This is a genomic window from Geobacillus sp. FSL W8-1251 (assembly GCF_038005945.1).
GTDB lineage: Bacteria > Bacillota > Bacilli > Bacillales > Anoxybacillaceae > Geobacillus > Geobacillus stearothermophilus.
Window position 1 is genome coordinate 2,318,034 of sequence record NZ_JBBOUF010000001.1, and the last position, 21,905, is coordinate 2,339,938.

The following is a 21,905-nucleotide window of genomic DNA, read 5'->3' on the forward strand; positions in this document are numbered from 1 at the left end:
CACACAATCGATGGCGCTGCCGGCGTCCATCTGTGATGCGGCGGACCCCGCTCCCCGCTACGGAGGGTTTTGGCTTCGTTTTTGGGCGTATTGCCTTGATGTCATTGTTGTCTCAAGCCTCAACCGGCTTGTCGTTTGGCCGCTTTTCCGCCTATTCGATTGGCCGCTTGAGCGGGACGGGTTGTTCGCGCCAGCCTCGGTCGCGGCCGCCGTCGTCTTTTACGCCTATTTCGTGTTGATGACGAAAGCGTTTGGGCAGACGCTTGGCAAAATGGTGTTCGGCTTAAAAGTGGTCGATGAGCGCGGCGAGCCGCTCACCTGGCTGACCGTGTTGTTTCGCGAAGTCATCGGCAAATTCATCAGCAAAACATTGCTGTTTGTCGGCTTTTTGTTTGTCGCCTTTTCGGAAAAGAAAAAAGGAATGCACGACCAGTTTGCCGATACGATCGTCATCCGCGAGTAGCCGGCTTTTGCGGGGCAAACGGCGTTGTTCACCTGCCATGCGGCAGGTTTATTTTTTTTTCATATGGCGACAATGATATGGTGAAAGGGAGGACGGGCCTTGAAAGTCGTAATCATAGTCGCCATAGCCGTTATGGTGTTGTTCCTTCTTGCCGCCTTCATGAAACTTTCCGTGACGGTTGTGTTTCGCCATCGGCAGGACGATGATGAATACAAAATTGTGGTGCGCACGCTGTTTGGCCTCATCCGCTACACGATTCACATTCCGCTCATCAAGCTGGAAACCGAATCGGAAGCGCCCGGGGTGGCGTTCATCCACAAAAAAGGGATGGGGGAGACGCGCGGCAAGGAAGAAAAGAAAGGAAAATGGACGCCGAAAAAAATCGCCGACTTTTTTCGCAAAGTAAAACAGTTTTGGGAGCACGTCATCGATTTTCATGAAATTATGAAACAATTTTGTCGCCATGTGACGATTACCAAATGGGAATGGAAGACAAACATCGGAACGGGTGATGCGGCATCGACCGGGCTGCTCGTCGGGCTTGGCTGGTCGTTGAAATACGCTATTATCGGAGCGGCGAGGCGGTACATGAACATGAAAACGACCCCGGTGATTGCGATCGTTCCCGTGTACGACCGAGCCGTCTCGGAAACGTCGTTTTTATGTATGTTTCATTTCCGAATCGGGCATGCTATGGTAGCAGGATTGCGCGTCATCACACATTGGCGCAGGCGGCATCCGCCAAAGCGCAGCCTTTCCGCTGCGCGACAGGCAAATGAAGGCTATTAGGAGGAATGATGATGACGAACCATCCGATCCAAGGGCTTATGACAACCGCGATGGAAAATTTAAAACAAATGATCGACGTCAACACGATTATCGGCGATCCGGTCGAGACGCCGGATGGCAGCGTCATTTTAACGGTGTCGAAGGTCGGGTTCGGGTTTGCGGCCGGCGGCAGCGAATTTATGCTTGACGGCCAGACAAACGGTCAAGGGGCGCAAACGAACGGGCAAAACGGGCAGCAACAGGGGAACGGGCACCCGTTTGGCGGCGGCAGCGGCGGCGGCGTGTCGATCACCCCGATCGCGTTTCTCGTCGTCAACTCATCGGGTGTCAAACTTCTCCATCTAGATGAAAGCACGCATTTATACGAAAAAATTCTCGATCTCGCCCCACAAGCCATCGAAAAAATCCAGGCGATGTTGAAGAAAAACAAAAAAGACGGCGCGTCTTCCACCGCGAACGATTTTGACATTTAGCCGGGCTTGGCGCTGGATCGGGTTTCGTCCAGCGCTTTGTTTTGGCGGGCCGCAGGCGAAAGGGGCGATGCGGCGAGTAAAACGATTGCAAACGCCGCCTTTTCGTCTTACTATGGAGATGGTACATATTTTTTCCTAAGGGGGAGAAGCCATGGCTCAAGTGACGTTTAAAGGCAATCCGGTCACGCTCGTCGGCAACGAAGTGAAAGTCGGCGACAAAGCGCCGGACTTCACCGTGTTGAACCAAAATTTGCAGGAAGTGACGCTCGCCGATACGAAGGGGCATGTCCGCCTCATTAGCGTCGTGCCGTCGCTTGACACCGGTGTTTGTGACGCGCAGACGCGCCGGTTTAACGAGGAAGCGTCGAAGCTTGACAACGTGAAAGTGCTGACGATCAGCGTGGATTTGCCGTTTGCGCAAAAACGGTGGTGCGGCGCCGCTGGCATCGAAAACGTTGAAGTGTTGTCCGACCATCGCGACGTCTCATTTGGACAAGCGTACGGCGTCCTGATCAAAGAACTTCGCCTGCTTGCCCGCGCCGTGTTTGTCATCGATAGCAACGACACGGTCACATACGTCGAATACGTGCCGGAAGTGACGAACCATCCGAACTACGAAGCAGCGATTGAAGCGGCGAAAGCGGCGAAATAAGGAAAACGGCTCCGATCCGTTCGGGGCCGTTTCGTTTTGGTCGCTGTTTGCCTTGCGGGGCGGGGCGGACGGACGTACAATATATAGAAGGGACATGGGCAGAAAGGGGGACGCACGTATGATGACACCCGTTGAGCGGCTGTTTGCCGTCTTGGATGAAACGGCCCGCATTTTGCAGGAGGAGCTGCAATGCACGTATTTGGAAGCTGTCGCGGAAACAGGGGAAAATTTGTTTCACGGCGACGTGCTGCAAGATGAGGTGAGCGAGCTGAACGCGAAACGGTTGAAAAAGCAATATCGCGAATTGGGGCTCGAACAGTTTCAGAACGAGCACATCCGCAAGGCGTTTCAGCTTGCCGTCTTAAAAGGGATGCGCCAGCACGTCCAGCCGAACCACCAAATGACGCCGGATGCGGTCAGTGTGTTTTTGGCCTACCTCGTCCGGCAGTTCACGCGCCCGCATTTGGCGCTAACGATTCTGGACCCGGCCGTCGGCACGGCCAATTTGCTTACAGCCGTGTTAAACGGGCTCGGCGGCCGGCAGGCGAAAAGCTACGGCGCCGACGTTGACGATCTGCTCGTCAAACTCGCATATGTCAATGCCAACTTGCAGCAGCACCCGGTGCAGCTGTTTAACCAGGACAGCCTGCGCCCTTTGTTCGTCGAACCGGCCGATGTCGTTGTCTGCGATTTGCCGGTCGGCTACTACCCGGATGACGCCAATGCCAGCCGCTTTGTGTTAAAAGCGAAAGAAGGGCGGTCGTATGCGCATCATTTGTTGATCGAGCAAAGCTTGCGCTATACAAAAGACGGCGGCTATTTGTTTTTCCTCATTCCGAACACGCTGTTTTCCAGCCCTCAGGCGGAACAGCTGAATGAATTTTTAAAAGAAACCGCCATCGTTCAAGGCTTGTTGCAGTTGCCGCTGTCCATGTTTAAACACGAGCAGGCGGCGAAAAGCATATTCATTTTGCAAAAGAAAGGCCCGATGGCGAAAGCGCCGAAACAAGTGCTGCTCGCCGAACTGCCGCGCTTTTCCAACAAGACGGCCATGCAGGCGATGATGGCGAAAATCGATGCCTGGATCGCCGACGAAAAAGGGCGCTGACAGTCTCCAACCTGCTTGAAGGCTGTTTTTATTTTCACAACATAAAAACATTTATTTGCAACCGATTACGAAAGAAAACGCCGCTTGAAAGGAAGAAAAGGGAGGCATACAATGAAAAAAGGCATAGTGAAACAGCGCCCAATCGCGCACACTAACCGTAAGTGCGAACGGATTTTGGCAAAAAGGAGCTGTATGTTCGATGGCAAAAGTGTTAGCCGTTAATGCGGGAAGTTCTTCGTTGAAATTCCAATTGTTTGACATGCCGGCGGAAACGGTGTTAACGAAAGGAATCGTCGAGCGGATCGGCTTTGACGACGCGATTTTTACGATCGTCGTGAACGGGGAGAAACAGCGGGAAGTCACTTCCATCCCGAACCATGCCGTGGCGGTGAAACTGCTGCTTGACAAACTGATTCGCTATGGCATCATCCGGTCATTTGACGAAATTGACGGCATCGGCCACCGCGTCGTCCACGGCGGGGAGAAGTTCAGCGATTCGGTGTTGATCACCGATGAGGTGATAAAACAAATCGAAGAAGTGTCCGAGCTCGCTCCGCTTCATAACCCGGCCAACCTCGTCGGCATCCGCGCGTTTCAGGAAGTGCTGCCGAACGTGCCGGCCGTCGCCGTTTTTGATACGGCGTTTCACCAAACGATGCCGGAACAGTCGTTTTTGTACAGCTTGCCGTATGAGTATTACACGAAATTCGGCATTCGCAAGTACGGCTTCCATGGCACGTCGCACAAATACGTCACCCAGCGGGCGGCGGAGCTTCTCGGCCGGCCGATCGAGCAGCTGCGCCTCATCTCGTGCCATTTAGGCAACGGGGCGAGCATCGCGGCGGTCGAAGGCGGCAAATCGATCGACACGTCGATGGGCTTTACGCCATTAGCGGGCGTCGCGATGGGGACGCGCTCTGGCAACATCGACCCGGCGCTTATCCCATACATTATGGAAAAAACAGGAATGACCGTTAATGAAGTGATTGAAGTGCTGAATAAAAAGAGCGGCATGCTCGGCATCTCCGGCATCTCGAGCGACTTGCGCGACTTGGAAAAAGCGGCCGCCGAAGGAAATGAGCGCGCGGAACTTGCGTTGGAAGTGTTTGCGAACCGCATTCATAAATACATCGGCTCGTATGCGGCGCGCATGTGCGGCGTCGACGCCATCATTTTCACCGCCGGCATCGGCGAAAACAGCGAAGTCGTGCGGGCCAAAGTGCTGCGCGGCCTCGAGTTTATGGGAGTTTACTGGGATCCCATCCTAAACAAAGTGCGCGGCAAAGAAGCGTTCATCAGCTACCCGCACTCGCCGGTCAAAGTGCTCGTCATCCCGACGAACGAAGAGGTCATGATCGCCCGTGATGTCATGCGGCTGGCGAATTTGTAAGCGGATTGTAATAAAAAGAATCGTTGCAGCCATTTTGGCCAAAACGGCTGCCCCAAACAAACGGGGCAGCCATTTTTTTGTTTTGCCGCTTTGGTGCGCTTGATTCTTGTTTCAACAACTCCGGACGGAGCGGAAGACATTGATTTCACGATGGGGTCTTTTCCTTTCGTTTCGCCAGCGAGAAGCAGCCGGCAAGAGTTGGGTAATTTTTGCTATACTATAGCTAACAACACAATGACAAAAGGAGATGAGGGAATGAGCACAGCTGCCCATAAACAAGAAGCTCCCAAAACCGTCCGCTGCAAAGTCATCACCGTCAGCGACACGAGAACGGAGGAAACCGACCGAAGCGGCCGGTTGATGATCGAGCTGCTCACGGAAGCCGGGCATGAGGTCGTCGGCTATGAGATCGTCAAAGACGAAGCGGACGCCATTCGCGAAGCAGTGCTTGACGGCTGCTGCCACGCCGATGTCGATGCGGTGCTCACGAACGGCGGCACCGGCATCGCCAAGCGCGACGTGACGATCGAAACGGTGAAAGCGCTGCTTGAGAAAGAACTCGTCGGCTTTGGCGAGCTGTTCCGCTTCCTAAGCTACACCGAAGACATCGGCCCGGCCGCCATGCTGTCGCGCGCCGTCGCCGGCGTGGCGATGGACACCGCCGTCTTTTGCACCCCCGGCTCCACCGGCGCTGTGCGCCTCGCGATGACGAAGCTCATTTTGCCGGAGTTGAGGCATGTGGTGAGAGAGATTCGGAAGGATAGGGAGAAGCAGCGAAAGACGCTTTGACGAAAGGAGAGGATGAGCGGAAATGGGGGGACTGACCTAAAAGGTTGTTTTTTCTTAAACAAAACACAACACATCGTTTCTTCAAGATTGTTTTACGCCTACATCATAGTTAAGAAAGGGTGTCCCGAGCCTTTTGGGAGGTGGTCGCGAAAGCCGCGGCAAGGGCGGCGGGGGCGACATGGCCGTAGAAAAAAGAGACGGCCGGTTTCGTCAGCGTATTTTGCGTTTTACCGCCGCTTCCTTTTCAAAGGAAACATGGGGACTGACCCGATACCAAATCCATAAATCATTCACGATCGAAGCGAGTTCGGCAATGTCGGCATTGAGCCGGCACGAGCGCGCAAAATCCGCTTCTTGGCCGAGCGCGTCTTGTTTTTCGTTGATTTCCCGCTCCAGTTCTGCGATGCGGTCGGGGATCATGCCGCGGATTGTTTCCCATTCCAGTAAAATCGCCTCTTGTTCGTTTGGGCTGTAGTCCTCCCAAGGCTTGTCCAGATGCGGCACGCGGATGCCGAGCCGCTTGTCGTCGATGAAGATGCCGTTCATTCTTGCCGCCTCCTTTTTTTTCTATTATACGAAACATTTCCGCATATCGGTGAGGAATTTTTATTCTTTTTATTGAATAAGTATTGAAAAATCACGGGAAAGCTGATAAAGTGATAATGTGTTCGATTTGAATATTTATTTATATTTAAGTATATTTATGTGACGGGAGAGGAGAACGACCATGGCAAATCCAAAATTGGTGTTGGCCTACTCGGGCGGTTTAGATACATCGGTGGCGATCAAATGGCTTCAGGAGCGCGGGTATGATGTGATCGCGTGCTGCTTGGACCTTGGGGAAGGAAAAGACCTTGATTTCGTGAAAGAAAAAGCGCTCAAAGTCGGCGCGATCAAATCGTACGTCATCGACGTCAAAGACGAGTTTGCGAACGAGTATGCGCTCATCGCTCTGCAGGCGAACGCCCTGTATGAAGGGAAATATCCGCTCGTCTCGGCGCTGTCGCGTCCGCTCATCGCGAAAAAACTCGTTGAAATCGCCGAGCTCGAAGGCGCGGTGGCGGTCGCCCACGGCTGCACGGGGAAAGGGAACGACCAAGTGCGCTTTGAAGTGTCGATCAACGCGCTCAATCCGGACTTGGACGTCATCGCCCCGGTGCGCGAGTGGAGCTGGTCGCGCGAGGAAGAAATCGAATACGCGAAACAGCACGGCATTCCGATTCCGGTCGACCTGGACAGCCCGTTTTCGATCGACCAAAACTTGTGGGGCCGCAGCAACGAGTGCGGCATTTTGGAAGACCCGTGGGCGGCTCCGCCGGAAGAGGCGTATGAGCTGACGGCTTCGCTTGAGAACGCGCCGGATGTGCCGGATGTCATCGAGATCGGCTTTGAACAAGGCGTGCCGGTGACGTTAAACGGCAAGGCGTATCCGCTCGCGCAATTGATTTTGGAGCTGAACGCGTTGGCCGGCAAGCACGGCGTCGGCCGCATCGACCACGTCGAAAACCGCCTTGTCGGCATTAAGTCGCGCGAAGTGTACGAATGCCCGGGGGCGATCACGCTCATCAAAGCGCATAAAGAGCTCGAAGACTTGACATTGGTGAGAGAAGTCGCCCATTTCAAACCGATCATCGAGCAAAAAATCGCCGAAGTCATTTACAACGGCCTGTGGTTTTCGCCGCTCAAAGACGCGCTTGTCGCGTTTTTGAAAGAAACGCAGAAAAACGTCACCGGCGTCGTGCGCGTGAAGCTGTTTAAAGGCCATGCGATCGTCGAAGGGCGCAAATCGCCGTTCTCGCTTTATGATGAAAAGCTGGCGACGTACACGTCGGAAGACGAGTTTGACCATCAAGCGGCGGTCGGGTTCATCTCGCTGTACGGTCTGCCGACGAAAGTCAACAGCATCGTCAACAAGCAACACAAAGCGTCGGTATCGGCCGGCCAATAAGGAAAAGGAAGGAGGAAGTCGCATTCCTCTGCGGCGAGATTCGTGAAAAAACTTTGGGGCGGACGGTTTACGAAAACAGCGGAAGAATGGGTCGACGAGTTTGGCGCGTCGATCCCGTTCGACCAGGAGCTGGTGGAAGAAGACATTGAAGGCAGCCTTGCCCATGTGACAATGCTTGGCGAGTGCGGCATTTTGCCGGAGGAAGATGTCGAGAAGATCAAGAGCGGACTCCTGCGGCTGCTCGAAAAAGCGAAGCGGGGGGAACTCGAGTTTTCCGTCGCGTATGAAGACATTCATTTAAACATTGAAAAAATGTTGATCGACGACATCGGCCCGGTCGGCGGCAAGTTGCACACCGGACGGAGCCGGAACGACCAAGTGGCGACCGATATGCATTTATACTTGCGCAAGCGCGTTGAAGAGATTCTCAGTCTCATCCGCGGGCTGCAGCGGGCGCTTGTCGCTCAAGCCGACAAACATGTCGACACGATCATGCCCGGGTATACGCATTTGCAGCGGGCGCAGCCGATTTCGTTTGCCCATCATTTGCTTGCGTATTTTTGGATGCTCGAGCGGGACTATGAACGTTTTTCTGAGTCGCTGAAACGGATTAACCGCTCGCCGCTCGGCGCCGGGGCGCTCGCCGGAACGACGTTTCCGATCGACCGGCGGCGGACGGCGGAGCTGTTGGGCTTTGCCGATCTTTACGAAAACAGCTTGGATGCGGTGAGCGACCGCGATTTCATCATCGAGTTTTTAAGCAACAGCTCGATGCTCATGATGCACTTGTCGCGGCTCGCTGAAGAGCTCATCCTTTGGTCGAGCCAAGAGTTTCAGTTCATTGAGCTCGATGATGCGTTTGCGACCGGCAGCAGCATCATGCCGCAAAAGAAAAACCCGGACATGGCCGAGCTCATCCGCGGCAAAACCGGCCGCGTGTACGGCCATTTGATGGCGCTTCTCACGGTGATGAAAGGGCTGCCGCTCGCCTACAACAAGGACATGCAAGAAGATAAAGAAGGCATGCTTGATACAGTAAAGACAATCGTCGGGTCGCTGAAAATTTTCACCGGCATGATTGAAACGATGAACGTGCGCACAGACGTCATGGAGCGGGCGACGAATCAGGACTTTTCCAACGCGACCGAGCTTGCCGATTATTTGGCGGCAAAAGGCATGCCGTTCCGCGAGGCGCATGAGGTCGTCGGCAAGCTCGTGCTGCTTTGCATTGAGAAAGGCGTCTTTTTGGCCGACTTGCCGCTTGACGTGTATAAGGAGGCGTCGCCGCTCTTTGACGCAGACATTTATGACGCCTTGAACCCGCGCACGGCCGTCAACCGCCGCAACAGCGCCGGCGGCACCGGTTTTGCCGAAGTGCGGGCGGCGCTTGAAAAAGCGAAAGAAAAGCTAAACACCCCGTAACGGCGGGGTGTTCTTTTTTGGCATTTGCCGGCGGCACAGGGATGCATTCGTTGGGCGCGGAAGGCTATTCTTTCGGTGTCCTGACCACAAGCACATCGCATTTCGCATAGCGGACGATGTTTTCCGAGACACTGCCAATCAGAAACCGCTCGACCGCGTTCAACCCGGTCGCCCCGCAAATGATGAGGTCGGCTTTGTATTTCGGAGCGACGTCTTTGGCGATTTTCACTTTCGGCGAGCCGAATTCGACCGCGGTGTCCACATCGTCGAGTCCAGCGGCGACGGCTTCGTTTTTATACCGCTCAAGCAATTCGTTCGCATACTGTTCCGAACGTTCGGCGAGGGCATAATCGTGCGCTTCAACGGTCGTAAAGCCGCGCGAGTCGATGATGTGGGTCAAAATGAGTTTCGCCCCGTTTCGCTTGGCGATTTGGATCGCTTTTTTCAACGCCCATTCCGCTTCCTTCGAGCCATCGACGGCGACGACGATCGTTTGGTAGGTCATGGTCATGTTCTCCCCTCCCTTTGGTTAAAAATGCTATCTCTATATATGGTATACCCATCGCCCTTTGACGAGAAACTAGGCCATATATTGAGATTTTGTGAACAGGGGAGGAAGAGCAATGGAAAAGCGGTATAACGACTGGCAGTACGATGAGGAGGAAGTGCGGGCGATCACCGAGCAAATTACCGAGTCGTATGAAAGCGGCATTGTTGACGAGGATGAATCGTATTACGACCCGCGCCGCGAAGTCGGCGAATAGCCATAGCGCCTGCGCGTTATGGTTATTTTTTTGTATTCGCTCCGGTTTGTAGTAAAGTAAAAATGAGACAGCAAATCGCGACGAGGAGGGAGAAGGGTGCGGCACGCCTTGATTACGGCCGGAGCGAAAGGATTGGGGAGAAAAGTGACCGAGTTGCTGCTTGATAAAGGCTACTCGGTGACGGTGAACTACCGGAGCGATGAACAGGCGGTGCGCTCGCTTGCCGAGAAGTACCGCGGCGCCGCTGACCGCCTCCAGTTTGTGCAGGGAGATGTGACGGACAAAAACGATTTAGCGGCGCTTGTGGACGCCGCCATGGAGCGGTTTGGCCGCATTGACTGCCTCATCAACAATGCAGGGCCGTACATTTTTGAGCGGAAAAAGCTGGCCGATTATACGGAAGACGAATGGTACGAAATGATTGAAGGCAATTTGAGCTCGGTCTTCCATTTAGTGAGGCGGACGATCCCGATTATGCGAAAACAACGGTTTGGCCGCATCATTACGTACGGATTTCAAGGAGCGGCGGATGCCCCGGGCTGGGTGCACCGTTCGGCGTTCGGCGCGGCGAAAGTCGGGCTTGTATCGCTAACGAAAACGATCGCCCTGGAAGAGGCGGAATATGGCATTACCGCCAATATGGTGTGCCCAGGCAATATTGTCGGCGCCATGAAAGAGGCGGGGATCGCCGACGCCCGCGCGAGAAGGGATGCGGAAACGCCGGTCGGACGCCCGGGGACTGGTGAAGATATCGCCCGCGTGATCGCGTTTTTATGCGAGGACGACTCGGATTTCATCACCGGCGCCGTCATTGACGTCACCGGCGGAGCGAACGTCATTTACCGCCACCTTTTCCGTTGAGACCAGCGCCTCCTCCTTTTTCGTTTGCTTTTGTGCGAAACGGGGCACAATAAAAGGAAGAAGCGGGAAGGAAAAAGGAGGAAATGTGATGAAGATCGGCATTCCAAAAGAAATCAAAAACAATGAAAACCGCGTCGCCATCACTCCGGCAGGCGTGATGACGCTCGTCAAAGCGGGGCATGACGTGTATGTGGAGACGGAAGCCGGCGCTGGGTCGGGGTTTTCCGATTCCGAGTATGAAAAAGCCGGGGCAGTGATCGTGCCGAACGCGGAAGATGCTTGGACGGCGGAGATGGTGTTGAAAGTGAAAGAACCGCTGCCTGAGGAGTTCCGCTATTTCCGTCCTGGGCTCATTTTATTTACGTATTTGCATTTGGCCGCGGCCGAAGCGCTCACGAAAGCGCTCGTCGAGCAAAAAGTGGTCGGCATCGCTTACGAGACGGTGCAGCTGGCGAACGGTTCGCTGCCGCTGTTGACGCCGATGAGTGAAGTCGCCGGCCGCATGTCGGTGCAAGTCGGCGCCCAGTTTCTCGAGAAGCCGCACGGCGGGAAAGGCATTTTGCTTGGCGGCGTGCCCGGAGTGCGGCGCGGCAAAGTGACGATCATCGGCGGCGGAACGGCGGGGACGAACGCGGCGAAAATCGCGGTCGGTCTCGGGGCAGACGTGACGATTTTGGACATTAACGCCGAGCGGCTGCGCGAGCTCGATGATTTGTTCGGCGACCACGTGACGACGCTCATGTCCAACTCGTACCATATCGCCGAGTGCGTGCGCGAATCGGATTTGGTCGTCGGCGCCGTCTTGATCCCGGGGGCGAAAGCGCCGAAGCTGGTGACGGAAGAGATGGTGCGCTCGATGACGCCGGGATCGGTGTTGGTCGACATCGCCATTGACCAAGGCGGCATTTTCGAAACGACCGACCGCGTCACGACGCACGACGATCCGACATACGTCAAGCACGGCGTCGTCCATTACGCCGTCGCCAACATGCCGGGCGCGGTGCCGCGCACGTCGACATTCGCGCTTACGAACGTCACGATCCCATACGCCTTGCAAATCGCCAACAAAGGATACCGCGCCGCGTGCTTGGATAACCCGGCGCTGTTAAAAGGGATCAACACGCTCGACGGGCACATCGTGTACGAAGCGGTCGCGGCGGCGCACAACATGCCGTATACAGATGTTCATTCGTTGTTGAACGGATGAAATCATGAAGATGGAGCCGCCTTGATGGCGATGAGAAAACAAAGCTGTCCGAATCGGCTTGGGGATCGAGCCGGTGGACAGCTTTGTTCGTGCACTTATTCGCAGAAGCTTTTGCCAATGGTTTTTCTCGTTATACAATGATCAATTCCTTCGAAAACGACGTCAACACCTCAACGCCGTTGTTCGTGACCGCGACATCGTCTTCAATGCGCACGCCGCCGATGGATGGGACGTAAATGCCCGGTTCGATCGTAAACACCATGCCGGGAGCGAGCGGGTCGGGGTTGGCGCCATGAAGCGATGGGTATTCGTGGATTTCGATTCCTAAGCCGTGCCCGACGCGGTGGGTGAAGTACGGGCCGTAGCCGGCTTGTTCGATGACGTTTCGAGCGGAGCGGTCGATCTCCTTCATCGCGGTTTGCGGGCGACAGGCGTCGATCGCCGCCTGCTGGGCGCGCCGAACGGTATCGTATATGAGCCGCTGTTCGTCGCTTGCCGTCTGACAGACGACGGTGCGGGTAATGTCGGAGCAATACCCATCGACGATGACGCCCAAATCGAACAGCACGAAATCGCCCGGTGCGACCGCCGCCGTTCCCGGCACGCCGTGCGGATCGGCTGATTTGGCGCCTGCAAGCACGGTTGTGGGAAACGACATCCCTTCAACGCCGAGTTTTTTCAGCTCATATTCAATGACGGCGACAAGTTCAAGCTCCGTCACGCCCGGGCGAATGGCCGAGACGCCGATTTCGACCGCTTTGTCAGCCAGCTCTGCCGCCTGGCGCAGCGCTTTCATTTCCTGCTCATCTTTGATCAGGCGAAGCTGGCGCAGCTTTTCTTCGGCATCGAGCCATTGGGCGTTCGGAAACAGCGCCGAGAGCCGCTCGAAACGGGCGAACGACAAATCGTTTTTTTCGACGGCAATCGAGACGGCCTTGACACCGCGCGCTTTGAGATGGCGCTCGATCTCTTCCCACGGGTCGGCGCTGTCGTCGTAGCCGATCACCGTATGCCCAAAGCCGCTCCGGCGGGCGCGCGGGACTTCCATTTGCGGGCAGACGAGCGCGGGCTCGCTGTCAGGAAAGACCAAAAGCGCCAGCAACCGTTCGTGCGGGTCGCACCGAAATCCGCTCAAATAAAACACGTTCGCACTTGACGTGACGAAGGCGAATGAACTATGTTGTTGAAGCCAAGAGGAAAATGCTTGCAGCCGTTTGTTCATCGTCCCATTCCTTCCTTTTTTCACTGTTGTCCATTTTGAGCGTACCAAGAAACGGGCCGTTTGTAAATGGACAGGCAGGAAAAGAAGGGAATGGATGGGCGGCGGCGAATCATGTGTAGTGGAAAGGAGATGTGACGATGAAAATCAGCTACCATGGCCATTCGGTTGTCCGCATTGAGACGAACGGAAAAACGATTTTGATCGACCCGTTCATCACTGGCAATGCGACGACCGATTTGAACGCGGCGGATGTGAAAGCGGATGTCATTTTGCTCACGCACGGGCACGGGGATCATGTCGGCGATACGGTGGAAATCGCCAAGCGGAACAACGCCCTTGTCGTGGCCACATTTGAGCTGGCGACGTATTTAAGCTGGCAAGGCGTCGAGACGTTTGGCATGAACATCGGCGGGGCGCGCGAATTTGACTTTGGCACGGTCAAGTTGACGCAGGCGTTCCACAGCTCCGGGTTTGTGACCGAGGACAAGCAAATCATTTATTTAGGCATGCCGACCGGCATTTTGTTCACGGCCGAAGGGAAAACGATCTACCATGCCGGCGACACCGGGCTGTTTTCCGACATGAAGCTGATCGGCGAGCGCCATAACATCGATGTCGCCTTTTTGCCGATTGGGGACAGCTTCACGATGGGGCCGGAAGACGCGGCCGTTGCCGCCGAGTGGCTCGGAGCGAAACTCGTCGTGCCGATCCATTACAACACGTTCCCGCCGATTGTCCAAGACCCCGAACGGTTCGTCTCGCTTCTACCGTCGGGTGTCGGCCGTGCTCTGAAGTCAGGCGAAAGCATCGAGCTGTAACAGCGGCGCCCTTCCCACTTTGGGAAGGGCGCTTTCTGATGGCCGGCGCGATCGTTGAATCCCCGCTGCTGAGCCCTGTATAATGAAAGTAACAATGCGTAAAGGGTGAAGACCGTTGGCGACCAAACATGAACAAATTTTAGAATACATCCACCGGCTGCCGATCGGCGAGAAAATTTCCGTCCGGCAGATCGCCAAGGAAATGGGCGTGAGCGAAGGAACGGCGTACCGAGCGATCAAAGATGCGGAGAACAAAGGATACGTAAGCACGATCGAGCGCGTCGGCACGATTCGGATCGAGAAAAAGCGGAAGGAAAACATTGAGAAGCTCACGTACGCTGAAGTCGTCAACATTGTCGACGGACGAGTGCTCGGTGGGCGGGAAGGGCTGCACAAGACGCTCAACCGCTTCGTCATTGGGGCGATGCAGCTGGAGGCAATGATGCGCTATACGGGTGCAGGGGATTTGCTTATCGTCGGCAACCGGACGAAGGCGCACGAACTGGCGCTTGAAGCCGGGGCGGCCGTGCTCATCACCGGCGGGTTTGACACGGCCGACCACGTGAAAAAGCTCGCCGATGAGCGGCAGCTGCCGATCATTTCGACGAGCTATGACACGTTTACGGTTGCGACGATGATCAACCGGGCGATTTATGACCAGCTGATCAAAAAGGAGATTGTGCTCGTTGAGGACATTGTCACCCCTGTCGAGAAAACAGTCTATTTATATACAGACGATCCCGTCGAGCGCTGGTATGCGCTAAATCGCGAGACGCGCCATACCCGGTTTCCGGTCGTCGACGACCAGTTGAAAGTGCAAGGTATTGTGACGGCAAAAGACGTGCTGGATGTCGACCGGCAGCTGCCGGTCGAAAAGGTGATGACGAAGCAGCCGATTACGGTGAACGGAAAAACATCGGTCGCATTTGCCTCGCACATCATGGTATGGGAAGGAATTGAACTGCTTCCGGTCGTTGATGACCATAACCGGCTGCAAGGGATCATCAGCCGCCAAGACGTGTTAAAAGCGCTGCAAATGGCGCAGCGCCAGCTGCAAGTCGGCGAGACGATCGATGACCTCGTCACCGCCCAGTTCCGCGAGTCAGGCGACAAAGAAACGCTGTTTCGCTGCACGATCACGCCGCAAATGACGAACTATTTAGGGACACTCTCGTACGGCGTGTTTACGACGATCGTCACCGAAGCGGCGGCGCGGATGCTGCGGGCGTACAAACGCGGCGATTTGGTGATGGAAAGCATTACGATTTATTTCATCAAGCCGGTGCAAATCGACACTACAGTCGACGTGCAGGCGAAGCTTTTAGAGCTCGGGCGCAAGTTCGGAAAAGTGGACGTCGAGGTGTACAATGAAGGCGCCATCGTCGGGAAGGCGATGATGATGTGCCAGCTGATCGACCGGTAATCGACAACGAAAAAAGGATGTCCGCCCTTTGTTGCTGGACATCCTTTCCCTTTCGCTGTGAACGGTTATGGTCAGCTTTGTTTCGCCGCTTTTTCCGCCTCTTCGATCGCCTGCGGCAGATAGCAGCGGTAGGCGCGGCAGCCGGCCCAGACGCTGCCGGCGCCTAGGGCGATAAAGATGGAGGAGATGATATAGGTGACAGTTGTCTGATACAAAAACAATTGGTTGACTCCGAACAAGGCGACAAACAGCCCGAGCGCCATGCTCGATTTCGCCGAGAGGAAGCGGCGCTCCATCGGGCGCTGCGAGCGAACGTAGCGAATTTTATAATAGACGTAAAACGAAAAGGAAAATATAATGAAAATAACCAATACGGGCATGCTGGCTCCCTCCGTAGTCCGTTTCTTTTTCCATTGTACATAGAAGCGCGGAAAAATGCCAGCGGTTGAAAATGACAAGCCATAAAAAGGGGACGAAGTGATGAAAGACGTTTGCCGGGACATTCTTGAAACGATTCGCCAATTTGATACGATCATCATCCATCGCCACGTGCGCCCGGACCCGGACGCGTACGGGTCGCAAGGCGGGCTGGCGGCGCTGCTTCGGGCGTCGTTTCCGGAAAAACAAGTGTATGCGGTGGGGACGGATGATCCATCGTTGTCATTTTTACGTCAAATGGATGTCATTGACGATGGCGCCTATGAACAGGCGCTCGTGATTGTCTGTGACACGGCGAACGAAGAGCGGATTTGTGACAGCCGCTACCGGCTCGGGCGGAAGCTGATCAAAATCGACCACCATCCGAACGATACGCCGTACGGCGACATCATGTGGGTTGACACCGACGCCAGCTCGACGAGCGAAATGATTTACGAACTGTATTTGGCCGGCAAAGACGATGGGCTGACGATGACCGCCGAGGCGGCGCGCCTGATTTACGCCGGCATTGTCGGCGACACGGGCCGTTTTTTGTTTCCGCGCACGAGCGAAAAAACGTTTCGCTATGCCGGAGAGCTCATTTCGTACGGCTTTTCGCTGACGGAATTGTATGACGGGCTGTACCGGACGAGCCTGCCGCTCGCCCGTTTGAGCGGTTATGTGCTGTCGAATTTCACGATCGATGAAGGAGTGGCGGCGGTGAAAATGCCGCGGGCGCTGCTTGAAGAATACGGCGTCACCCCGCTTGAAGCGTCGCAGCTTGTTGGGCTGCTCGGCAACATTGATGGCATCATCGCCTGGGTGTTTTTCGTTGAGGAGGAGAAGGAGATTCGCGTGCGTTTTCGTTCGAAAGGGCCGGTCATCAATGTCGTCGCCAAGCGGCATGGCGGCGGCGGCCATCCGCTGGCGGCCGGCGCGTCGATCGCTTCATGGGAAGAAGCCGACCGCATTGTTGAAGAGGTGAGAGCCGTTTGCCGGGCGGAACGGTAACAGAAGGGGGCGAGAAGGGCGTCATGCGGCGCCGCCCCCTCTTTTGCCGCCTGATGCAGTGTCCGGCGCTCTTGTCGGCGTCGGGGTGTCGGTTTGTTTTGGCTTTTCTCGTTTGTCGGCTGCATGGCGTGTTAAGGGAGCGGCTTCAATTTCACTTCCACAGCCAAAAAGGTGAAAATGGTGAGCGTATGAATTTCCAGCCGGTACGCTTTTTCGTGGATCGTATACGTTTTGTTTTCAATTGCCCGCTTGATCAGCTCGCGGCTGTTGTACACCGTTTCAATATCTTTGGTGATTAAATGGGACAAATCTTCTTTCACACTGTCTTCGATGCGGAACGCTGTGTATGAATCAAGCTTGTATTGCTCGGCGTTGACAAGATGGACGGACACGTCCTGCACGGTCAGCTTTTTTTTCATTTCTTTGTTGTAATGGATATAGTCTTCTTGCCAAATGCGAATTTCATTTTGCAAGTCGGCGATCTGCTCGTTCAGCTCATTGACGTGCCGCACCTGCTTTTCCTGCAGGACGCCGAAAATGTACAAAAAGACAAACCAGCTGATGAGCGCCCCAATCGCTACGCCGGCGAAAAAACGCTGCCATGACGGATATTGGTAATACGGAGGAATTCTCATGGCGAAATGTGCTCCTGTGTCAGCCACGTAATGATCGCCACTCCTGTTTGCGCGCCGCCCATGGCGGACAAAATGAGCAAAAACTGCCGCACAATGTCTTTTGTTTCCCCGAGAAACAGCCCTCGCTCGACGACGTAAAACGTATCAAACGTTCCGCCGATGGCGGCGACGACCGCCCAAATGCGCAAGTCGCCGGCAAACCGGTACATGGCCGTCAGCGGCTGGCCGCCGCTCAAAAATGCGCCGAGCGCGCCGATGATGGCGCCGCCAAGCAACACGCCGACCGCGATAAAATAGCTTTGGATCAACGCCGGCAAAAACGCTGCTTTTTCGTCCATCGTTTCCCCGCCCTTTCTTTCTCTTTTACTATGTATATCAACGAATGGGACGGAGCATGCAGCCAATGGAAAAGTTTTCGTCCGCAGACGGATGAATAAGGGAGGGCTGTCTATGACGTTTGTGCACTTGCATGTGTCAAGCGGCTATAGTTTGTTTCAAAGCACGGCCACCGTGGAAGCGCTGGCGGCCAAGGCGAAACAGCTCGGCTGCCCCGCCTTGGCGTTGACCGACCGCAACGTGCTGTATGGCGCTCTGCCCTTTTACAAGGAGTGCAAGCGCCATGGCATCCGTCCGATCATCGGCGTGACGGCTGATATTGCTCTCAGCGGGGACGGCGCCTATCCGCTCGTGCTGTTGGCCGCCAATGAGGAAGGGTACCACCATGTAATCGAAATCAGCACGATGATCCAAATGGGAGAAGAAAAGCAGATCGATGAAGACGCCCTCCGCCGGTTGAGCGGTGGAATTGTCGCCATCACCCCGGGGGCTGAAGGGCGGGTCGAGTCGCTGCTGGCCACCGGGGAATGGCGGCAGGCGAAAGCGGTGCTCGCCCGCTATCAACAGCTGTTTCCTGGCTGTTTGTATGTGGCTGTCCAGCGCGGCGAGCGGACGCGCGCACCATACGAAGGAGCGTTGCGGCAGTTGGCGGAAGAAGCCGGGGTTCCGGTCGTGGCGACGAATGACGTCCGTTATGTTGAGCGCGGCGACGCCGCAGCGTGGCGCTGCCTGCAGGCGATCAGGCTCGGCGTGCCATTTGCTGACGTCCAAGAGGATGGCGGCCGTTATTTGGCGGCGCCGGATGAGATGGCGCGCCGGTTTGCTGACTTGCCAGAAGCGCTTGAGAACAGCGCGGCGATCGCTGATCGGTGCGAACTGCACATCCCGTTTGGCGGCTGGCGGCTGCCGAAATTTCCGGTGCCTGACGGCGAGACGGCGGACGGGTATTTACGCCGTCTGTGCGAACAAGGGCTCGCCCGCCGTGTGCCGGGCGCCGATGAGCGTTACTGGAAGCGTCTGCGGCATGAGCTTGATGTCATTCAGGCAATGCGCTTTAGCGATTATTTTTTGATTGTCGCCGATGTGATTGCCTACGCCCGCCAACGTGGCATTCTCATCGGACCGGGCCGCGGTTCGGCGGCCGGCTCGCTCGTCGCCTATGCTTTGGCTATTACCGATGTCGATCCGATCCAATACGGGCTGTTGTTTGAGCGGTTTTTGAATCCGGAGCGGGTGTCGGTGCCGGATATTGATCTTGATTTTCCCGATGACCGGCGCGAAGAAATGATTCGCTATGCGGCGGACAAATACGGGCGCGACCGCGTCGCGCAAATCATTACGTTTGGGACGTTCGGCGCCAAGTCGGCGCTGCGCGAGACGGCGAAAGCGCTCGGCATTCCCGGGCGCGAGGCGGAGCGGGTTGTGTCGCTTTTGCCGGATAAACAAGGGGTGACGATCCGCCAATGGCGCAGCGAGTCGACCGCGTTCCGCCGCGCCGCCGAAACGGTGCCGGACGGCAAGCAGTGGCTGGATATCGCACAAACGCTCGAAGGGCTGCCGCGCCATACATCGATTCACGCGGCTGGCGTCATCATCAGCCCTGAGCCGCTTGTGCGCCAAGTCCCGTTGCAGCCAAGCCATGGCGAATGGCCGCTCACGCAATACGCCATGGGGTCGCTCGAGGCGCTCGGCCTTCTCAAAATGGATTTTCTCGGCTTGCGCACGTTGACGCTGCTCGGGCAAATGGTGCGTCTCATCGAACGGCAGACAGGAAAGCCGTTTGATGTGCGTCGCGTTCCGCTTGACGACGAAAAAACGTATGCGCTCCTGAGCGCCGGAGAGACAAACGGCATTTTTCAGCTTGAATCAAGCGGAATGAAGCGTTTGCTTGCGGAATTGCGGCCGTCGGAGCTGGAAGACTTGGTCGCTGTCAACGCCTTGTACCGGCCGGGGCCGATGGACATGATTCCTGCTTATATCCGGCGCAAGCGCGGAGACGAGGCGATTTCGTATATCCATCCTGACCTTGAGCCGATTTTGGCGCCGACTTACGGAGTGCTGATCTACCAAGAGCAAATTATGCAAATCGCCGCCCGCATGGCTGGGTTTTCGCTCGGACAAGCGGACGTGCTCCGGCGGGCGGTGGCGAAAAAAGAGAAGGCGCGTCTCGCTGAACAGCGGGAGGCGTTTGTCGCCGGCTGCACGGCGAACGGCTATCCAAAGGAAGTTGCCGAGGAATTGTACCGGCATATCGTCCGCTTCGCCGATTACGGCTTCAACCGGAGCCACGCGGTCAGCTATGCACTGTTGTCGTATGCGATGGCCTACATTAAAGCTCACTATCCGCTTTGTTTTTACGTGGCCATGCTCTCGGGCGCTTCCGGCGACCGGGAAAAAACGGCTCTTTACGCTAGCGAAGCAGCGCAAAAAGGGATTCCGCTGCTGCCGCCATCCGTCAACCGGAGCGGCTATCGGTTTGCGATCGAAGGCAAGGCGATCCGCACCGGGCTGGCGGCGGTGAAACATGTCGGCACAGCGGCGAGGCTCATCATCGAAGAGCGTCGGGAGCGCGGACCGTTTGCCGATTTTTTCGATTTCGCCATCCGCCTGTTGCCGAAAGGATTGCCGCACCCGGCGCTTGAGGCGCTCGTTTTGGCCGGCGCGTTTGATGAAATGGACGGGGAGCGGGCTTCGCTTTTAGCGAGCATTGACGTGGCGGTCGAACACGTGCAATTGGTCGGGCCGTACTTGGACACAGGCGGATTGTCGCTGAAGCCGAAATACATGGATGCCCCCCCGCTGCCGCCGGATGAGCGGCGGAAACGGGAAAAAGAGTTGCTCGGGTTTGCCGTCACCCCGCATCCGGCCGCGGTCTGCCGCCCGCTGTTTCAAGCGGCCCGGGCGGTGCCGATTGCCGAAATGCACGGTTCGGCGGCCGTGGTCGGCGGCTATGTGGCCAAACAGCGGAAAACGAGAACGAAACGGGGGGAGGAAATGGCGTTTGTGACAATTAGCGATGAAAGCGGGGAAGTGGAGGCGGTCGCCTTTCCGTCCATTTATGCCCGCGCCTCCGATGAGCTGGCGGAAGGAAACTTTGTGTTGCTTTTTGGAACGGTCGACCGGCGCGCAGGCAGGCGACAGCTCATCATCCGCCGCGCCGGCCTCCTGCCCGTGTCGGCGCTATACATTAACGCGAGCCGGGCCGATGAGGCCAAATTGTCCAAGCTGAAACAGCTGCTTGAGCAGCAGCGCGGCGCTACGCCGGTCTATTTGTATGACGAAGCGAAGCGGACGCTTCTCCGTCTTCCGGAGCAGTACGCCGTCGCGCTCACAGCGCCGCTTGTCGATGGGCTGCTCGCCTTATTCGGCTTCGGGCGCATTGCTGTGAAATGACTTCCCCTTTACTATTTCGCTATTTTATTATATCGTATAACCACTAGGTGGTCAGACCAGTGCATCTGGCTGCGGTTGAACGGCATGCCGCCCACGCATGGAGTATGGCATGAACCGAAAAGGAGGGGTCTCCGTTCAACGATGAAAAAGTGTACGCCGAGACGTTGAAGCATATCCATCGTCTCGTTGTCGAGGATGGCCTTGTCCCGGGCGACAAGCTGCCGTCAGAACGCGAGCTGGCCGAGCGGCTCGGCGTCGGCCGTTCGTCGGTGCGCGAGGCGCTGCGGGCGCTTGAGTTTCTCGGCCTGATTGAGACGCGGCGCGGCGAAGGGACCTATTTGTGCGAGGTCGGCGGACATCAGCTGATTGAGTTGCTGGCGATGTTTTTGCTTGAAAATGAACGGGCGAAAGCGGATTTGGCGGAAACGAAATGGCTGATCGAACGGCTGCTGCTCGAGCTCGCTTGCCTCCGCTGCAGTGAAGATGCGCTGGAGAGGCTGGAAAAAACCGTTCGCCAAAAACCGACTGATTTCACGCCGTTTTTTCAGGCGGTTGCTGAGGCGGCTGACAACTACTTGCTCATCCGCATTTGGCGGGCGCTGTCTGGGTTTGCCTCGGCCTGTGCGCCCGACCGGCCGCTTGCCGACTCGTTTTATGACCAGCTGTTAGCAGCATTGAAAAAACGCGATCCGGCTGAAGCCGCTGCTGTCTGGGAGAGGAACCGGCCTTCGCCGTTGTCGAAACAGAACTGACACCGTTTGACAAACAACCGCTTGCATTTTCG

23 protein-coding genes are annotated in these 21,905 nt (G+C 56.1%); 17 read left to right on the top strand and 6 right to left on the bottom strand.

The features are described 5' to 3' along the window. Nucleotides 1-10: 10 nt before the first annotated feature. From NSS88_RS12225 to NSS88_RS12255, 7 genes are all read left to right on the top strand, one after another. Complete coding sequence (locus NSS88_RS12225) at nucleotides 11-463, top strand: RDD family protein (protein ID WP_235599021.1); 453 nt, start codon at nucleotides 11-13, stop codon at nucleotides 461-463. Nucleotides 464-562: 99 nt separating this feature from the next. Beyond that, on the top strand, nucleotides 563-1,252 hold the full coding sequence (locus tag NSS88_RS12230) for a DUF2953 domain-containing protein (protein ID WP_055358924.1): 690 nt from the start codon (nucleotides 563-565) through the stop codon (nucleotides 1,250-1,252). Nucleotides 1,253-1,263: 11 nt separating this feature from the next. Continuing rightward, the gene (ytfJ, locus tag NSS88_RS12235; RefSeq protein ID WP_033014481.1) at nucleotides 1,264-1,725 is read left to right on the top strand and encodes a GerW family sporulation protein; all 462 of its coding nucleotides are present in this window, start codon (nucleotides 1,264-1,266) and stop codon (nucleotides 1,723-1,725) included. 151 nt (nucleotides 1,726-1,876) lie between these two features. Continuing rightward, the gene (gene tpx, locus NSS88_RS12240) at nucleotides 1,877-2,377 is read left to right on the top strand and encodes a thiol peroxidase (RefSeq protein ID WP_033014480.1); all 501 of its coding nucleotides are present in this window, start codon (nucleotides 1,877-1,879) and stop codon (nucleotides 2,375-2,377) included. Between the two features lie 118 nt (nucleotides 2,378-2,495). After that, nucleotides 2,496-3,485, top strand: a complete 990-nt coding sequence (locus tag NSS88_RS12245; RefSeq protein WP_050367691.1) for a class I SAM-dependent methyltransferase — start codon at nucleotides 2,496-2,498, stop codon at nucleotides 3,483-3,485. 199 nt (nucleotides 3,486-3,684) lie between these two features. Next, nucleotides 3,685-4,875 (top strand): acetate kinase, encoded by a 1,191-nt coding sequence (locus NSS88_RS12250; protein ID WP_033014474.1) that lies wholly within the window; start codon nucleotides 3,685-3,687, stop codon nucleotides 4,873-4,875. Nucleotides 4,876-5,130: 255 nt separating this feature from the next. Beyond that, the gene (locus NSS88_RS12255) at nucleotides 5,131-5,664 is read left to right on the top strand and encodes a MogA/MoaB family molybdenum cofactor biosynthesis protein (protein ID WP_033014471.1); all 534 of its coding nucleotides are present in this window, start codon (nucleotides 5,131-5,133) and stop codon (nucleotides 5,662-5,664) included. A gap of 210 nt (nucleotides 5,665-5,874) precedes the next feature. Here the strand turns inward: NSS88_RS12255 and NSS88_RS12260 are convergent, their stop codons facing one another. Further along, complete coding sequence (locus tag NSS88_RS12260; RefSeq protein WP_055358923.1) at nucleotides 5,875-6,210, bottom strand: hypothetical protein; 336 nt, start codon at nucleotides 6,208-6,210, stop codon at nucleotides 5,875-5,877. A 181-nt stretch (nucleotides 6,211-6,391) separates the two neighbouring features. Between NSS88_RS12260 and NSS88_RS12265 the strand changes: the two genes are divergently transcribed. Next, a complete protein-coding gene (locus NSS88_RS12265) occupies nucleotides 6,392-7,612 on the top strand; it encodes an argininosuccinate synthase (protein WP_033008582.1) in 1,221 nt (406 codons plus the stop codon). Between the two features lie 42 nt (nucleotides 7,613-7,654). Next, nucleotides 7,655-9,034, top strand: coding sequence for an argininosuccinate lyase (argH, locus tag NSS88_RS12270; protein ID WP_061580680.1), 1,380 nt, complete (start codon nucleotides 7,655-7,657; stop codon nucleotides 9,032-9,034). Nucleotides 9,035-9,098: 64 nt separating this feature from the next. Here argH and NSS88_RS12275 read toward each other — a convergent pair whose 3' ends face one another. Then, the gene (locus NSS88_RS12275) at nucleotides 9,099-9,545 is read right to left on the bottom strand and encodes a universal stress protein (protein WP_341084821.1); all 447 of its coding nucleotides are present in this window, start codon (nucleotides 9,543-9,545) and stop codon (nucleotides 9,099-9,101) included. Between the two features lie 112 nt (nucleotides 9,546-9,657). Here NSS88_RS12275 and NSS88_RS12280 point away from each other — a divergent pair, with 112 nt between their 5' ends. The 3 genes from NSS88_RS12280 (at nucleotide 9,658) to ald (ending at nucleotide 11,866) form a co-directional block, all read left to right on the top strand. Continuing rightward, nucleotides 9,658-9,798 carry a hypothetical protein gene (locus NSS88_RS12280; RefSeq protein ID WP_341084824.1) on the top strand — a complete coding sequence of 47 codons (141 nt, stop codon included), beginning with the start codon at nucleotides 9,658-9,660 and terminating at the stop codon, nucleotides 9,796-9,798. A 96-nt stretch (nucleotides 9,799-9,894) separates the two neighbouring features. Further along, nucleotides 9,895-10,659 carry an SDR family oxidoreductase gene (locus NSS88_RS12285; protein ID WP_013144502.1) on the top strand — a complete coding sequence of 255 codons (765 nt, stop codon included), beginning with the start codon at nucleotides 9,895-9,897 and terminating at the stop codon, nucleotides 10,657-10,659. Nucleotides 10,660-10,747: 88 nt separating this feature from the next. After that, nucleotides 10,748-11,866, top strand: coding sequence for an alanine dehydrogenase (gene ald, locus NSS88_RS12290; protein WP_061580679.1), 1,119 nt, complete (start codon nucleotides 10,748-10,750; stop codon nucleotides 11,864-11,866). Nucleotides 11,867-11,996: 130 nt separating this feature from the next. On the opposite strand, the gene NSS88_RS12295 is transcribed toward ald, so the two are convergent. Continuing rightward, nucleotides 11,997-13,088 (bottom strand): M24 family metallopeptidase, encoded by a 1,092-nt coding sequence (locus NSS88_RS12295; RefSeq protein ID WP_033014463.1) that lies wholly within the window; start codon nucleotides 13,086-13,088, stop codon nucleotides 11,997-11,999. 137 nt (nucleotides 13,089-13,225) lie between these two features. Here NSS88_RS12295 and NSS88_RS12300 point away from each other — a divergent pair, with 137 nt between their 5' ends. Continuing rightward, nucleotides 13,226-13,906, top strand: a complete 681-nt coding sequence (locus tag NSS88_RS12300; RefSeq protein WP_033014462.1) for a metal-dependent hydrolase — start codon at nucleotides 13,226-13,228, stop codon at nucleotides 13,904-13,906. Between the two features lie 115 nt (nucleotides 13,907-14,021). Continuing rightward, complete coding sequence (locus NSS88_RS12305; RefSeq protein ID WP_033014460.1) at nucleotides 14,022-15,329, top strand: CBS domain-containing protein; 1,308 nt, start codon at nucleotides 14,022-14,024, stop codon at nucleotides 15,327-15,329. A 71-nt stretch (nucleotides 15,330-15,400) separates the two neighbouring features. Here NSS88_RS12305 and NSS88_RS12310 read toward each other — a convergent pair whose 3' ends face one another. After that, nucleotides 15,401-15,709: a YtpI family protein gene (locus NSS88_RS12310; RefSeq protein ID WP_033014458.1), complete on the bottom strand. Its 309-nt coding sequence runs from the start codon at nucleotides 15,707-15,709 to the stop codon at nucleotides 15,401-15,403. Between the two features lie 100 nt (nucleotides 15,710-15,809). On the opposite strand from NSS88_RS12310, the gene NSS88_RS12315 reads away from it, so the two are divergent. Next, on the top strand, nucleotides 15,810-16,757 hold the full coding sequence (locus tag NSS88_RS12315; protein WP_033008569.1) for a DHH family phosphoesterase: 948 nt from the start codon (nucleotides 15,810-15,812) through the stop codon (nucleotides 16,755-16,757). A gap of 131 nt (nucleotides 16,758-16,888) precedes the next feature. On the opposite strand, the gene ytrI is transcribed toward NSS88_RS12315, so the two are convergent. After that, complete coding sequence (ytrI, locus tag NSS88_RS12320) at nucleotides 16,889-17,392, bottom strand: sporulation membrane protein YtrI (RefSeq protein ID WP_050367668.1); 504 nt, start codon at nucleotides 17,390-17,392, stop codon at nucleotides 16,889-16,891. Next, nucleotides 17,389-17,730, bottom strand: coding sequence for a YtrH family sporulation protein (locus NSS88_RS12325; protein WP_033008565.1), 342 nt, complete (start codon nucleotides 17,728-17,730; stop codon nucleotides 17,389-17,391). Before NSS88_RS12325 ends, ytrI begins: the two co-directional genes overlap by 4 nt. 112 nt (nucleotides 17,731-17,842) lie before the next feature. Here NSS88_RS12325 and dnaE point away from each other — a divergent pair, with 112 nt between their 5' ends. Together dnaE and NSS88_RS12335 are read left to right on the top strand one after the other, a co-directional pair. Beyond that, nucleotides 17,843-21,121 (top strand): DNA polymerase III subunit alpha, encoded by a 3,279-nt coding sequence (dnaE, locus tag NSS88_RS12330; RefSeq protein WP_341084836.1) that lies wholly within the window; start codon nucleotides 17,843-17,845, stop codon nucleotides 21,119-21,121. Nucleotides 21,122-21,270: 149 nt separating this feature from the next. Next, nucleotides 21,271-21,873 (top strand): FadR/GntR family transcriptional regulator, encoded by a 603-nt coding sequence (locus NSS88_RS12335; RefSeq protein WP_061580677.1) that lies wholly within the window; start codon nucleotides 21,271-21,273, stop codon nucleotides 21,871-21,873. Nucleotides 21,874-21,905: the final 32 nt, after the last annotated feature.

Bases quoted from the DNA above. Each gene is read 5' to 3' on its own strand.
- NSS88_RS12225 (WP_235599021.1), top strand. From the start codon at position 11: ATGGCGCTGCCGGCGTCCATCTGTGATGCGGCGGACCCCGCTCCCCGC.
- ytfJ (WP_033014481.1), top strand. From the start codon at position 1,264: ATGACGAACCATCCGATCCAAGGGCTTATGACAACCGCGATGGAAAAT.
- tpx (WP_033014480.1), top strand. From the start codon at position 1,877: ATGGCTCAAGTGACGTTTAAAGGCAATCCGGTCACGCTCGTCGGCAAC.
- NSS88_RS12245 (WP_050367691.1), top strand. From the start codon at position 2,496: ATGATGACACCCGTTGAGCGGCTGTTTGCCGTCTTGGATGAAACGGCC.
- NSS88_RS12250 (WP_033014474.1), top strand. From the start codon at position 3,685: ATGGCAAAAGTGTTAGCCGTTAATGCGGGAAGTTCTTCGTTGAAATTC.
- NSS88_RS12255 (WP_033014471.1), top strand. From the start codon at position 5,131: ATGAGCACAGCTGCCCATAAACAAGAAGCTCCCAAAACCGTCCGCTGC.
- NSS88_RS12260 (WP_055358923.1), bottom strand. From the start codon at position 6,210: ATGAACGGCATCTTCATCGACGACAAGCGGCTCGGCATCCGCGTGCCG.
- NSS88_RS12265 (WP_033008582.1), top strand. From the start codon at position 6,392: ATGGCAAATCCAAAATTGGTGTTGGCCTACTCGGGCGGTTTAGATACA.
- NSS88_RS12275 (WP_341084821.1), bottom strand. From the start codon at position 9,545: ATGACCATGACCTACCAAACGATCGTCGTCGCCGTCGATGGCTCGAAG.
- NSS88_RS12280 (WP_341084824.1), top strand. From the start codon at position 9,658: ATGGAAAAGCGGTATAACGACTGGCAGTACGATGAGGAGGAAGTGCGG.
- ald (WP_061580679.1), top strand. From the start codon at position 10,748: ATGAAGATCGGCATTCCAAAAGAAATCAAAAACAATGAAAACCGCGTC.
- NSS88_RS12295 (WP_033014463.1), bottom strand. From the start codon at position 13,088: ATGAACAAACGGCTGCAAGCATTTTCCTCTTGGCTTCAACAACATAGT.
- NSS88_RS12300 (WP_033014462.1), top strand. From the start codon at position 13,226: ATGAAAATCAGCTACCATGGCCATTCGGTTGTCCGCATTGAGACGAAC.
- NSS88_RS12310 (WP_033014458.1), bottom strand. From the start codon at position 15,709: ATGCCCGTATTGGTTATTTTCATTATATTTTCCTTTTCGTTTTACGTC.
- NSS88_RS12315 (WP_033008569.1), top strand. From the start codon at position 15,810: ATGAAAGACGTTTGCCGGGACATTCTTGAAACGATTCGCCAATTTGAT.
- ytrI (WP_050367668.1), bottom strand. From the start codon at position 17,392: ATGAGAATTCCTCCGTATTACCAATATCCGTCATGGCAGCGTTTTTTC.
- NSS88_RS12325 (WP_033008565.1), bottom strand. From the start codon at position 17,730: ATGGACGAAAAAGCAGCGTTTTTGCCGGCGTTGATCCAAAGCTATTTT.
- dnaE (WP_341084836.1), top strand. From the start codon at position 17,843: ATGACGTTTGTGCACTTGCATGTGTCAAGCGGCTATAGTTTGTTTCAA.